We start from the raw sequence: 12565 nt of genomic DNA on the forward strand, positions 1-12565 counted from the left end.
GGACACCCCCGATCTTCGCAAGAAAGTGAGAAATTATCCTCATGCTGTCCGACGAGGTGGTCTGCGGCTTCGGAGGCACCGGGAACTGGTTTGGTAGCCAGACATTTGGGATGGAACCGGACATGCTCTCGATCGCCGGGGGGCTTTCATCCGGTCACCTGCCCATTGGCGGCGTCATTATCTCGACAAGATTTATCAATGCGCCGCTGACGAGGCCCACAAGGTCGGCGTGTTCGGTCACGGTTTCACCTACTCCGGTCATCCGGTGATAGCGGCCGTCGCCGCCGAGGCGATCAGGATCTACAGCGAGATCGATTTCGTGACCCAGGCGCGTCGTCTCGGCGATCACTTGCATGGAGCCCTCGCGGACGCGCTCGGCGACCATCCGCTTGTCGGTGAAGCCCGCGGCCGCGGCTTCATCGCGGGGGTTCAGATCGTCGAGGATCGTGCGCCCGTCGCGTCTTCGCGCCCGAGCTGAGGATCGGCGATGTCGAGCGGCGGTGCCGCGAGCACGGCGTCATGATCCGCAATATGGGAGAAGTGCTTGGAATCTGTCCGCCCTATATAATCACCGAAAGCGAGATCGACCCCTTGGTTGACGGCATTCGTTCTGCACTCGACGGCGCCGCTGCTGCGAATTCCCGGGTCGGTCGGGTGGCATGAGTTCCAGCATTAAGACCGACTGCTTCACTTCAGTGGATATTATCGAGCAAACGCTCACCCGAGGGGTGCACTTCATCCGTGTCCGGTACAAAACGTCACCCATGTCTCAGGTCGGGCACGCCGCTCGCCAACGACACCGAGTTCGGCCTCGCGGCCTACTTCTACACCGGCGATCTCGGTCGCGCCTTCCGCGTGATGGAAGGACTGAAGTACCGGCGTCAATGAAGGCCTGATCACCACGCCGGAGGTGCCGTTCCGCGGCGTCAAGGAATCGGGCCTCGGCAAGGAAGGCGGCCTCCAGGGCATCGTGGATTATCTCGACACCAAACATGTCTGCATCGGCGGTCTCGGCGTCTAGTGGTTCCCGCCTGACATAGGAGTCCAATCAGAGATTCCCTTTCTGGCCTGCGCGTGCGAGTCTGGCGCATGCGCACAGGAAGATCGTTCACCGTTTCGTCGGCCGATCGCGTCCGTCTGACGGCGCTGATCAGGGATCGCAACGCCCCGCAAAAGCATGTCTGGCGCGCCGAGATAGTGCTTTTGCCCGCCGACGGCGTCGGCACCGGCGAGGTCATGCGCCGCATCGGCAAGTCGAAGACCGACGTCTGGCGCTGGCAGGAGCGCTTTGCCGCGGAAGGCTGTGACGGGCTGCTGCGCGACAAGACGCGACAGTGGCGCATTCCGCCGCTCGGTCCCGATGTCGGCGAGCGCGTCGTGGCACTGACGCTTGCCGATCCGCCGGGCGAGAGGACCCACTGGACCGCCGACATGATGGCGCAAGCCGCCGCAATCAGCGCCAGCGCCGTCAGGCGCATCTGGAAGGCGCATGGTCTCGCACCCCACCGCTGGCGCCAGGTTCAAGCTCTCCAATGATCCGAAGTTCGTCGACAAGTTGCGCGCCGTCGTCGGCCTCTATCTCGATGCGCCGGCCCATGCCATCGTTCTGTCGGTCGATGAAAAGAGCCAGATCCGGCGCTCGACCGCACCCACCCGGCCTGCCGATGAAGAAGGGGCGGCTCGGTACGATGAGGCACGACTACAAGCGCAACGGCACCACCACCCTGTTCGCCGCCCTCAACGTCCACTATTGTCCCGTTGACGAGAATATCATCTTAGTTGCTTGTAAAAATTTGTTCTCCACTTCCGTCTCCATCGTATCTCAGTCAACGCGATGGAGCAGGAAATGACTACAAACATTGTGAAACTGGAAGAAGGCAGGGCAATCGGCTCTAATCGTGACGTGCCGCTGTCAGATCATGAGGCGGAAGCCCTAGGGCATCTTGCGGTGGCGCTGAGTGGCATTTCGACGACCATTCGGTCCGCCGCCTACAAACACGCGCTAAACTCTAGTCACGCGATGAAGCCCCTAAAGGAGACGGAGGACGCGCTTACCGACTACGACGCCTTGGCGAGGGCGGCGGGCCGAAAGCAGCCGAAAGCGGCGGAGGAGGACGACAGGAAGGGGGACGCCCTAGCGAGAGAGGCCGCCGCACAGGTCAGCAGGGTCGATCAGACCCGATCTTCCCGCTGGAGCAGACCGCGAAGGGTACCGGTGGCATCAACGGACTACGTTCGGCAGGTGGTCATGGCAGATAGTCAGCTTGGAGCAGTGTCGGCACTGGTAAACGCGCGGCGAGTGGCTCCAGAACGCTTCCATGCTTCTGTTCCCAGTGTAGATAATAATCCGGATGCTCCGCTTCTGACCTCTTTTTCGGACTATCTGAGCAGGGTGTGCGGACTGGAGTCAAAGTCCCGCGAAGGCGTTCTCCTGGGCAGCCGCCGCTTTCTGGATTGGTTCCATCACCACCATTCCCGGCCAAGCCCTCGGCGCGTTGACGGCTGAGCATGTCCTTGCCGCTGTCGAACATCGGCTGTCACTATCGGCGACCTCCGGTACCCGCACCGGCAGCAACTTCTCACATCGTATTGGGCTGGCCACCACGACCAGAATCTCGCGCGCGTCGTCCCCAGGACGCCCCACTGGCGTTTGGCTCATCTAACCCTCGAACTCGGCTACGGCCCGTCGACGGTCTTCTTCACATGGGTCGGATTCGACGAAATGGACGAGGTCACAGGCGACGGCCATGCTGAACTGCTCGACGACGGCTCCATCGACATCACCTTCTATCACAACGGCGACGAGGCAATCCTCAAGGCCAAACGGGACACTTCTTCAACGGCCTGCTAGGAGATCCGTGTTCGCCTTGCGCTGACAAAGAAGCTCACACATGACGTCCGGGAGACGATGCTGGCAAATGGTCTGGCTGAAGCATTCCACCCACAATACCAAAGCCCGTCCCGATCCAAAGCGCTTCTAAGCACTCCACCTCAGGCGCAAGGCCGGTTGGCCAGTGCATCTTCTTGGTCCGCCGGAAGAGAACCCCGCCCGACAATAGCTTCATGAGGTCTTGCGCTGCAGTGTCGACCGTAAAAAAGGGCGCGCGAGGCGCCCTTCATTTAAACCGGCAGTCGGGAAGCAGACTTCACTCTGATATTCAAAAGCGGTAGGTGACACCTGCGCCTATCAGCCAGGGATCGAGCTCCGCCTTCCCCGTCAGCTTCGCGCCGGTCACCGTGACGTCGAAGTCCGGCTTCAGGAAAAGCTTCTTCACGTCGAAGTTGAGGCCCCAGTGCTGGTCCACCATGTAGTCGAATCCGACCTGCAGCGCCGTGCCGAACGTGTTCTTCACCTTGAGAGCATCAGCGCTGCCAGTGTCCTGGTTGTAGAAGATCGTGTAGTTCACGCCGGCGCCGACATAAGGCTTGAACGCGCCGAGATCGGTAAAATGGTACTGCAACGTGAGTGTCGGCGGCAGCAGCCAAACTTTGCCGATGTTGCCCAACCCTCCGATCGTCCCTTGGCCCGCGATGTTGGCATAAGTGGTACCGAGTATGAGTTCGGCGGCGATGTTGTCGGTGAAGAAATACGAGATATCGAGTTCCGGCGTCACCGTGTCCGAATACGAAAGACCGGAGCCGGGAAGCGTATCAACGTAGCCCAGATCTTTCGTAACGACGCCCAACGCCCGCAGGCGGACCTGCCAAGGGATTGGCGCTTCGGTGACCGAGGCTCCCGTCTCCGCCAGGACGGTCTCTGCTTGCGCAGGCTCCGCGGCGACGGCCTGCTGTCCCACCATGATCAGGGCCACCGCCGCTGCTGTTGCCCGCGCTACGCCCATTCGCGTTCTCGCCATGAGATTCACTCCTTGATGTTCAGAAAGGATGCACTGCACTATTTCGTCTCCTGCTCGAATGAATTGTTGATGGACCTCAAATGCCCCTCTTGCGTTGCAACGCGTTCCGCCGTCTCCGGAGGGTGATCGTTGAAGCCGATTGCGCTGCGGAGAAAATTGGTGCCTAGACTGATGAATGCGGCTTGCTCCCGATTGTCCTCGCCGCAGCCGTGCCCGCCTGCGCTGGCCTCGTAGAAGTAAGCGGGATAGCCAAGAGCCTGCAGTTTTGCGGCCATCTTGCGCGCATGGCCCGGATGGACGCGGTCGTCGCGTTTCGTGGTGGCGATCAGGATAGGCGGATAGGGCTGTCCCGGCGCTGCGGCGTGATAGGCGGAGATTTCCTTCAGGAAAGCCCAATCGTGAACCTTGTCCGGATCGCCATATTCGTCGATCCAGCTCGCGCCCGCCAAGAGCTTGGTGTAGCGACGCATGTCGATAAGCGGTGCTGTGCAGAACAGAGCCCCGAAATGCTCAGGATAGCGGGTCAGCATGTTTGCGATCAGCAGGCCGCCATTTGAGCCACCCTCGGCGGCAATCCGCCTCGGCAGGGTGATGCCCCTTCGCACGAGGTCGGAGGCAACGGCGGCGAAATCGTCGTGGGCGAGACGCTTGCCCTCCCTGCGCCCGGCTTCGTGCCAGCGGGTGCCGAACTCGCCGCCGCCGCGGATGTTCGCCTCGACACACGTGCCACCGCGCTCGAGCCACAGCTTGCCCAGCGGGGAGTTGTAGTAGGGCAGGAATGATACGCCGAACCCGCCATAAGCGGAAAGGTGAATCGGAGCATCTCCGTTCCCGTTCGCCGGACCAACCTGCGTATAGGGGATCAGCTCATGATCGATAGAGACTGCCTCGTGGCGCGTGACCACCAGTCCGGATGCATCGAAATTCTCCGGGCTGCGCTTCAGGATTGCTGAAGCGCTGAGAGACGGCGCGGCATTCAGATCGAACAGCAAGAGCTGCGGCGGCGTGATCGGATCCTGAGCACAGATCAGGACCTCTCCATTGGTCTCGTGAACTGCCGCATCGAATGACCAGACGTCGACAGTACCTTCGGCGGGCAGGGTGTTCAGGACTCGGCGCGTCCATTCCTGGTGGCCGGGAGTGAACATCTCGAAACGCGGTGCGAGATTGACGAGGTAAGAGATAATGAGCTTCCCGTCATTCCAGAAGAATGACTGCATGGAGCGCCTTTCCCCTGGTTGAAACAGGGTCTCAAAACGGCGTCCGCCGGCGAGGAAAGTGGAAAGCGAGATGACGATCAGCGCGTCGGCGGGATGGGTGGTGCCTCCCACCGTCCAGGGCTTGCGCGGCCTTACCGCCAGCCAGTCGCCGAAGACCCGCCACGACGCGTCGCGAGGAAGATCGATCTGCCTCCTCGGCCCGCTCCTATCGCCGATCCAGCTGATCTTCTCGAAGAAGGCCGGCTGCTCGATGAACCAAAGGCGCTCGCTGCGGCCGGTGCGGTCCGAATGACCAGACACTTGGAAGCTTTCGAACCCGGCCTCGAAGATTGCCGGCGTGGTGAGGGGATCCGCGTCACGCTTCCACAGTCGAACTGTGCGCGCATAGCCGGAGCGGGTGGCCATGCCATTACCAAGCGCACTGGAAAGCAGAAGCGTGTCAGGGTCCAGCCAATTAACGTAGCCTTTGGCCTCGGGGAGGTTGAAGCCGTCGGCGACAAAGCTCAGAGAAATCAGGTCGAATTCGCGATGCACGACCGCGTCGCTGCCGCCGCGCGACAGGCGCAGAACGGCTCTTTCCCGTCTCTCCGGCTCGATGGACGCGCCGTCCCAGATCCAGTCCTCTCCGTCGCTAGCCGCGAGAGCATCCAGATCGAGCAGTAGCTCCCATTGGGGATCCGCCTTCATGTAGGCGGCAAGGGTGGTCCGGCGCCACAGTCCGCGTGGATTACCGTCATCTCGCCAGTAATTGTAGAGGTACTGACTACGGCGCGCGATCAGGGGAAGATTGTCGCGATTGTCGAAAATGGCTGTCAGAGCCGCGCGGTCGCGCTCGAACTGCGTTCCACCGAAGTGCTTCAGAGTCCTTGCCGATTGGCCGGCGGCCCAGGCAAGTGCCCGCTCGCCCTCTACATCTTCAAGCCAGACATAGGGATCGTCGTCGGGAGCATCAAGCGTTGGACGGACATCAAATGCGTTCATGTCCGGACAGCCTTCAGAAAGAAGGGATAGAGGCTTCCGTCGGCTCGGGAACGCTCAGTGTCGGTAGCGGCGCCCACATGTTCGAAAAGCGTGATCATTGATGAGTTCTTCCAGTCGGTGCGGCATCGCAGTGCTTTTGCGCATAGGGCCGCAACCTTCGTGCCAACTGGGAAAATCGTTTCGGAACAATGCGATCGCTCTGGAAGCGTTGTGTCACATGTCCGACATCGTCGAGAATCCGACAACGAGTGCTCCTCCTAATCACCGGATCAACCTCCGGCGCCAGTCGTGGACACTGTGCAGAACTCGAGAAGTGAAGCTCATTGGAGTGAACCTGGTTGACGCCCAACATCTTCGCTCTGGAGCGCTTCACGCACACGGATTCATGGCAGACACCATGATGCGATCGATGCTGTTAGAGACCAAGCTGGCTGCGCCTGTGAGTTTCAGCCGCCAGCTGGAAGCAGCGGAGTTCTGAGGAGAAGGGTGGGGGGCCCAAGCCCTGCCGCAATCTTGGCCTGCACCGTCCCCTTGATTGTTGTGGGTCAACGTCTGCCTGCCCGCTGAATTTGGCACGCCTTACACCTACGTCACGACCAAGACCTTCCTGTTGCACTTCGGCCTCGACACACTGCGGGATTTGCCCGATTTCGAGGCGATTGAGGTTGCCGCGCTGCTCAGCAAGGAGAAGCTGCTGGCGGGCGATACTCCCATCGGGCTGGTGAGTGGTGGAGGAGGTGAGGAGCGACACTCCAAGGCCAGGACGGGCTAGCGCAGCAGATACATGGAAGTAATCGCTTGATATGAGCGGTTGAGAGTCGAATCAGGGAACTATGCGATCACTATCGATAAGAGGTGGCAATATCGATCGTGATTGTATCGGGCCACTCTACGGCGAAGGAGGCGGCAACTTGTGTCTCCGACCCGAAACGATTACCTTGCGGCCATTATGAGCAAGCATTTGGCATCCGTCTTGACGACGTGAACGCGCCCTGCAGCGTACAGCTGGACGACGCGGCGCTGGCCGATTGCTTTGCGGATCTCGATTTGGCCAAGCAGCATCCCGCTCATGTCAGCGCCTTTCTCGGCGAGGTCCCTCTCGCCCAGCAAGTCGAGTTCGCAACCGCGCACCACATTCGCGGTCGACGAGATGAAGGCTTTTGCCGCCAAGTTCTCTGCCTGGTCCGGCGAAAGCTATCCGCTCGCCGCATAATGGCTGGACATGATAGCCGACGCCCGTCCCGAATGGCGGCGGCTTTTTCGTATTATATCGACCTGATCGACAAGATGCGGCGGAACAGGGGTCCACGTGCGATGCGGCCAAAGCGGATCCAGCTCTCGAGCGCGACTACGGGGTAGGTGTGGTCGCTGGAGCCGCGGCCGACCTCGACCTCGCGCCAGCCGGTCTTGCCGCGCAGGGTGACCAGCAGCCCTTGCCGTCAAAAATCTCGATCCAGCTGGCGCCATCGCTGTTGTCGTCGCGCATGACGTCGAGACCGACGATCTCGGAGCGCCGCAGGCCGCCGCCACAGCCCAGGAGCAAAATAGCGCGGTCGCGCAGGCCCTGAGGTCGTGGCCGAGCGTGGCGATCATCGCCAGCAGATCGTCGCCAGGACCGCCTCTTTCTGCCGCGGTGGCTTTGCGTGCTTGCGGCGAATGCCGGCAAGAACCTTATAGATATGCCGCTCCGCGCGGTCCAACGGCCGGCCGCGCTGGGTAAAGTTCCAGGCGAGGCCGGAAAGCCGCCGCTCGATGGTCGCAAACTAAAGGGCAGGGGCGCCACGCTTCGGATCGCCGGCGGCGGTGCCCGAGGCACAGGCGCTGATATTGAGCCTGATCACCTTCGAGCCCGGAGGCAGGGGATCGAAGCCAGCGCGCCGGCACCAGGAGGAAAAATGCCGCCAATCCTTGGGGTAGGCGTCGCGCGTGTTCTCCGAGGTGGCGTTGTAGCCCCTCGCGGTCTCGACCAGTTCCTGGACATGCGCCGGGACTCTTTGAGCCGGGTCTCCATCTCCTTGTAGAGCTTGTCAAGCTCGCCATCGACTGGCTTCAGGTCGTCGATTGAACATTGCGTCATCATAGGCTTTGTGCCTTGTTGTAGCAGGCATCGTCCGTTCGCGCGGCGGACACAGACATCACCGTCGCTGAGCCGAGAACGACGGTAAAAGAAAATGCACTCACTGACTTCATAACCAATCTCTTTTGCGGGTGATTTAGAAACGGACGCCGAGCTTGGCGCTGAACCCGTGTGTCTGGGCATCCGAGGCGATCTGTCCCTGATAGGCGATGCCGAACGTCGCGTTCTCGGTGATGTTTACGTCAAGCCCAGCTTCGAGCAGAGCTGCGTTCTTTGCGATCGGCACGCCCTTGATGGCGAAGGAGGAACCGCCAGCAAAGGCAAGAGCGGTATCCGGCCTGACGTCGCCGAAGGCGTGGCGCCAGCCAAGACCGCCGCGCGCGGTAGCAGTCACGGTGCCGAGGGTCAGTACCGTCGACGCACGCAGACCTAGCGGGGTAAACGCCGTGTCGCTCGAGCGATCCCCGCTCGACAAGGCGGCTGCGCCGCCATTCTCGGTGAAGCCATCGGCGTCAAAATTCACATAAGCGAGATTAGCGTAGGGCTCGAAGGAAGCCGAAGCCGTATTGATACGGTAGCCGAGCTCGCCAAAGGCCTGGAACGTGCCGGCGTCGTAATCGGCCGAAAGGCTGTCGGCGAAGCCTGGAAAGACCACGGACCTGCCGGTCTCGATGCTGTGCCAGGTATAGGCAAGGCCGGAACGAAAACCGAGATTGCCGTTCTGCGTGCCGGCAAAAAGACCGAGATGGTAATTCTCGCTCGAGCCCGACGACGCGCGATCGTCCGCCTCCAAGGAGGTATGGCTGTAGCCGCTGATGAGGCCGAGCCGCCAGCTTTCGCCGACAGCCGCGTCACCGCCAGCCAGAAAGCCGCCTGTCGAGTGATCGAGACCGGCGGCATTGCCGTCGCTGTCGAGATGACCCCAGGCGCCGAAGCCACGGCCCCATACGGCGAAATTCTCACTCGTTGCCGGGGCCAGTTCCAGACCACCCAGCCCATAAGTCATCACCGGAACGCTGGAGGCACCGACGCCGTCGAACGCCGCACGGATCCGTTCGCTCGCGGCATCGCGTACAGAATGACTGTCCTCGATGAGGCCGCTATGAATGGAAGCATGAACCTCGCCTGATAGCATATCGAAAGCGTTGCGGGCTTCCGGCGCCGTCAGGAACAGGATGTTGTCCTGGATCGGATTACCGCTTCCAAGCGCCTGAGCCGCTGCGGCGACCGAGCGTTGATTGAAGGTGCTGGCTACATCGGCAAACGCCGTCGATGTGCGGCTGATATCGAGATAGACATTGTTGGCATCGTAGACGAGCTGGAAATCGACGAAGGGCGTCGCGTCTGTCGCCAGAGCCCCCGTCAGCCCGCCATAGGTGCCGCTTACGCCGCCTGCTGCGGAGAGCAGAGTATATCGGGCATCGACCGATAGCGTTCCCTGCCGCAGCAGCTCGATCTGCGCGCCGCTGTCGATCGCCGCTGCTCCGCCAACATCGATGAGATCGGACGACCTTGCGAGGTCGACCTGATAGATCGATCCGGACTGCTGCGCGAAATCGCCCGTGACAGTCAGTGTGGTGACGATCCTGCTCGGATCGGTCGCACTGCCAGGAGCGACCGTGCCGCCCTCGGAAATGGTGACCGCACCGTAGGTGCCGCCGCCTGCGACGACACCGCCGCTGTTTGCGATAGCCGTGCCCCCGATCTGCCCGTCATTCCCGAGAAAGCCGGACGTGGTCGCATCATGGGAAAGCACACCTGTATCGGCAAGCAGCAATCCCGCGCCGGAACCGACCGTCGTCATGCCGGAAAAATTGTTCTTTCCGCTCAGCGTTTGCACGCCACCGGCAACGAATAGTTTGCCGCCCATATTATTGTTATCAACGTCGAGGTCGTTGATGCTGCCGGCGAACGTGTCGTTCGAATCCGTTAGCACCAGGGTACGCTTGCCCAGTTCGACCGTTCCGCTGCCACTCAGGCTACGAATACGGGCATCGTTGTAGGCGTCGGAGATTCCCCAATAGTCGCTGCCATTTCCATGTTCGGAGATATCGAACGTGCCGTCTGCAACGACTTTCGCTGACCGTTGGATGTTGCCGAGCCCCGCAAGCGAGAGATAGGCATCCTGAGCAATATTCGTCTCGCCGGTGTAGGTGTTGACATTCGTCATCCGGACCACCGTCTTTGTATCAAGCGTCAGCGATCCGGAGCCGGAGACGACACCCGCTATGCCGAACCCGCCCTCATTCCCCATGCTCGTCGTGATCCTGCTCAGACCGGTCCCTTCGGGTGCGGATGAATCGGTAGAGAAGTTGCTGGCAGTGACGAAATGTGACGTATAAGCGGTATACTTCTTCTCCAGATCGAAAATGACCGATCTGTTTTTGAAGAAGTCAAGACCGGCAACAAAACTGGTCTGGTCATTGGGTTGTTCCGTCGTGCCGCTGGTGTAGGTGAAGTCGATATTGTCCAGCCTTACCGGATCGCCATCCGTTCCTGCGATTGTAACGCTCGGGATGTTGCCCGATGCGCTTACGATCTCGCGTTGCTCATTTCTCCGAACATTTTTAAGTTTGACGCCCGCATCCTGAAATTGCTTCAGCATCGCATCACTGATCTCCAGACTGCCACCGCCCGGTGTGCCGGTGTCGAGCAATACCGCGGTCTTGTTGGGGTCGGTGATTGGTGGGGCTCCATCCTTAACCGTGTACTGCAGATTGTAGCTGCCTTCGTATTCGGTCGAGGCATTGGCGCCAGAGCCAGGAAAATTCTGATAAGAATCCTGATCTTTTTCCTCGGGTTCTCCCCATGGCATGGCATTAGTATATTGGGCCCGGAGGCTTGGATTGAGGTTGACAATCGTGCAGGGGGAACAGCCAGGCGTTTGGTCGCTCTCGGAATCCGGATTCACATTGGCGGAGACCACGTAGCCAGACCTGGTGACACTGCCCATCATGCCCCAGACACTTGTCTTGCCAAGAAAATCGCCGGCCCCGAATGTACCTGCGAAATCGCCGCCTTCGTCTGCCATCTTGCCAGCGGTCATTTTCGCCCGCTGCTCCTTATCGGCGTGATAAGGTTCTTGGAGATCCTGACCATACATATCTTTAAGTCCATCCGTCACGGATCCCGGCGTGCACTTAAGATTGTTGTCCTTGCAATACGCATGGGTATAGACAAAATCGAGAATGCGAGCAGCCCGGTATTTCTTATCGCTTACAGACGGCCCGTCGATTGTTATCTTTTGATCTGGATCGACATATGTAAATTTATCAATTTCCACGTTCTGAAGCTTATTACCATACGTTCCGTCCCCGTACGTATATACGTAAGGCGTGTCGGCAATCGGGCGGACCCCGGTCACCTCTGACCCGATCTGCGTGTTGAGCTGGTCCGAGCCCGTGTCGAATACGTATCGCTGCGCGTTGCCATTGTTGATCTTGGCCCAGATGCCCAGGCGGTCATGGCCTTCCCCGACATACTCCAGCGGGATCGAAATCGGGTCGTCGGCCAACGCTTCTCCAGTTGGAAATGCTACCAGACCCACCCCGAGAGACACAGCCGGCAGGAATACCGTCGTCATCGCGGTGGTTGCCGCCAGAAAGTTCTTTGTCCTGAAACAAGCCTGCATACCTGGTCCTCGAAAAAGTCTCGCAAACTGATTGTTCATTGGAACGGCCTCCTGAATTGTTTAACGAGACCCTTTATGGCGGCCCTGGCTGACAACAGCCTGAAAGCTGCAAGCGGCCTGCGAGAATGGGGCGATCCTGAATGACGACAGGTGCTGTCAACAATGGATGAGTGCTCGGCCTGAAAGCTGAGCACGCTTTATGCTCAGGCTGCTGACAAGGCCAAAGCAGCGTAAGTGCGGAGTGAAATCCAAGGTCCACATGGGTCGTCGCGCTTCCCGTGCGCCTGGGAAGGCGCCGGCCCGGCCAAGCTTTCCCAGATCGTCCGGATGGCGCACAAGATACCGGTTCAGGTCGATCGAGATGGAGGCCGAGGCGTATGCCAAGGCGGTCGACTGCCTGACGAAAGATCAGAATGCGTCGCTGGCGCTCTACGATTTCCGCCGGCAGCGAGCTCAGCTCCTGCCGGGCATCCGTGTTTACTGGCGACGAGACACAAGATGTGCCCAAATTGCCACCAGACCGTCACCTGCGATGAGTTTCGGCAACTGATTTTGTCCTTTCAATCGTCGCCACTTCCTGGCCGCGGCCAACATGGGCCACTCGAAGGCAGCAGACTGGCGGCTATATGGACGGGCTGTGAGCCCGCACCGGAGACATTGGCGAAATCTACGATCTCTATAGCAACGTCAAGGAGAAGCGCGAGGTGTTGCAGATGTGGTCAAATCACATCGAATGGCTGATCAAGCAGGCTGCGGATGACGCTCTGGCGGCGTAGCTGCTGGCATGGGCGGAAGATGC

General features: G+C 60.1%; 9 protein-coding genes and 4 pseudogenes. 8 read left to right on the forward strand and 5 right to left on the reverse strand.

Features of this window, described 5'->3' with window-relative positions:
- Positions 1-41: 41 nt before the first annotated feature.
- From EN943_RS38785 to EN943_RS08795, 6 genes and pseudogenes are all read left to right on the forward strand, one after another.
- Positions 42-269, forward strand: coding sequence for an aminotransferase class III-fold pyridoxal phosphate-dependent enzyme (locus EN943_RS38785; RefSeq protein ID WP_263485461.1), 228 nt, complete (start codon positions 42-44; stop codon positions 267-269).
- Positions 230-478, forward strand: coding sequence for an aminotransferase class III-fold pyridoxal phosphate-dependent enzyme (locus EN943_RS38790; RefSeq protein ID WP_063169297.1), 249 nt, complete (start codon positions 230-232; stop codon positions 476-478). Before EN943_RS38785 ends, EN943_RS38790 begins: the two co-directional genes overlap by 40 nt.
- A 308-nt stretch (positions 479-786) precedes the next feature.
- A pseudogene (locus tag EN943_RS08780) lies at positions 787-1021 on the forward strand (aldehyde dehydrogenase family protein); the annotation flags it as partial.
- A gap of 68 nt (positions 1022-1089) precedes the next feature.
- A pseudogene (locus tag EN943_RS08785) lies at positions 1090-1745 on the forward strand (IS630 family transposase); the annotation flags it as partial.
- 101 nt (positions 1746-1846) lie between these two features.
- Positions 1847-2506, forward strand: coding sequence for a hypothetical protein (locus tag EN943_RS38270; RefSeq protein WP_063169296.1), 660 nt, complete (start codon positions 1847-1849; stop codon positions 2504-2506).
- A gap of 144 nt (positions 2507-2650) precedes the next feature.
- Positions 2651-2851 (forward strand): hypothetical protein, encoded by a 201-nt coding sequence (locus EN943_RS08795; RefSeq protein ID WP_244514237.1) that lies wholly within the window; start codon positions 2651-2653, stop codon positions 2849-2851.
- 307 nt (positions 2852-3158) lie between these two features.
- Here EN943_RS08795 and EN943_RS08800 read toward each other — a convergent pair whose 3' ends face one another.
- Both EN943_RS08800 and EN943_RS08805 read right to left on the reverse strand, forming a co-directional pair.
- Positions 3159-3857: an OmpW family protein gene (locus EN943_RS08800; protein ID WP_063169295.1), complete on the reverse strand. Its 699-nt coding sequence runs from the start codon at positions 3855-3857 to the stop codon at positions 3159-3161.
- Between the two features lie 38 nt (positions 3858-3895).
- The gene (locus tag EN943_RS08805) at positions 3896-6058 is read right to left on the reverse strand and encodes a prolyl oligopeptidase family serine peptidase (RefSeq protein WP_082826571.1); all 2163 of its coding nucleotides are present in this window, start codon (positions 6056-6058) and stop codon (positions 3896-3898) included.
- A gap of 217 nt (positions 6059-6275) precedes the next feature.
- Between EN943_RS08805 and EN943_RS08810 the strand changes: the two genes are divergently transcribed.
- Both EN943_RS08810 and EN943_RS08815 read left to right on the forward strand, forming a co-directional pair.
- On the forward strand, positions 6276-6536 hold the full coding sequence (locus EN943_RS08810; protein WP_095769041.1) for a hypothetical protein: 261 nt from the start codon (positions 6276-6278) through the stop codon (positions 6534-6536).
- Between the two features lie 93 nt (positions 6537-6629).
- Positions 6630-6830: pseudogene (locus EN943_RS08815) on the forward strand (SMC-Scp complex subunit ScpB); the annotation flags it as partial.
- A gap of 161 nt (positions 6831-6991) precedes the next feature.
- Here the strand turns inward: EN943_RS08815 and EN943_RS37585 are convergent.
- The 3 genes and pseudogenes from EN943_RS37585 to EN943_RS08830 form a co-directional block, all read right to left on the reverse strand.
- Positions 6992-7228: a hypothetical protein gene (locus EN943_RS37585; protein WP_063169293.1), complete on the reverse strand. Its 237-nt coding sequence runs from the start codon at positions 7226-7228 to the stop codon at positions 6992-6994.
- A gap of 116 nt (positions 7229-7344) precedes the next feature.
- A pseudogene (locus EN943_RS38275) lies at positions 7345-8028 on the reverse strand (integrase); the annotation flags it as partial.
- 243 nt (positions 8029-8271) lie between these two features.
- A complete protein-coding gene (locus EN943_RS08830) occupies positions 8272-11805 on the reverse strand; it encodes an autotransporter domain-containing protein (RefSeq protein ID WP_127412297.1) in 3534 nt (1177 codons plus the stop codon).
- Positions 11806-12565 lie beyond the last annotated feature (760 nt).

The organism is Mesorhizobium sp. M7A.F.Ca.US.006.01.1.1 (assembly GCF_003997935.1).
Taxonomy (GTDB): domain Bacteria; phylum Pseudomonadota; class Alphaproteobacteria; order Rhizobiales; family Rhizobiaceae; genus Mesorhizobium.

Bases quoted from the DNA above. Each gene is read 5' to 3' on its own strand.
- EN943_RS08810 (WP_095769041.1), top strand. From the start codon at position 6,276: ATGTCCGACATCGTCGAGAATCCGACAACGAGTGCTCCTCCTAATCAC.
- EN943_RS08805 (WP_082826571.1), bottom strand. From the start codon at position 6,058: ATGAACGCATTTGATGTCCGTCCAACGCTTGATGCTCCCGACGACGAT.
- EN943_RS08830 (WP_127412297.1), bottom strand. From the start codon at position 11,805: ATGAACAATCAGTTTGCGAGACTTTTTCGAGGACCAGGTATGCAGGCT.
- EN943_RS38785 (WP_263485461.1), top strand. From the start codon at position 42: ATGCTGTCCGACGAGGTGGTCTGCGGCTTCGGAGGCACCGGGAACTGG.
- EN943_RS08800 (WP_063169295.1), bottom strand. From the start codon at position 3,857: ATGGCGAGAACGCGAATGGGCGTAGCGCGGGCAACAGCAGCGGCGGTG.
- EN943_RS38270 (WP_063169296.1), top strand. From the start codon at position 1,847: ATGACTACAAACATTGTGAAACTGGAAGAAGGCAGGGCAATCGGCTCT.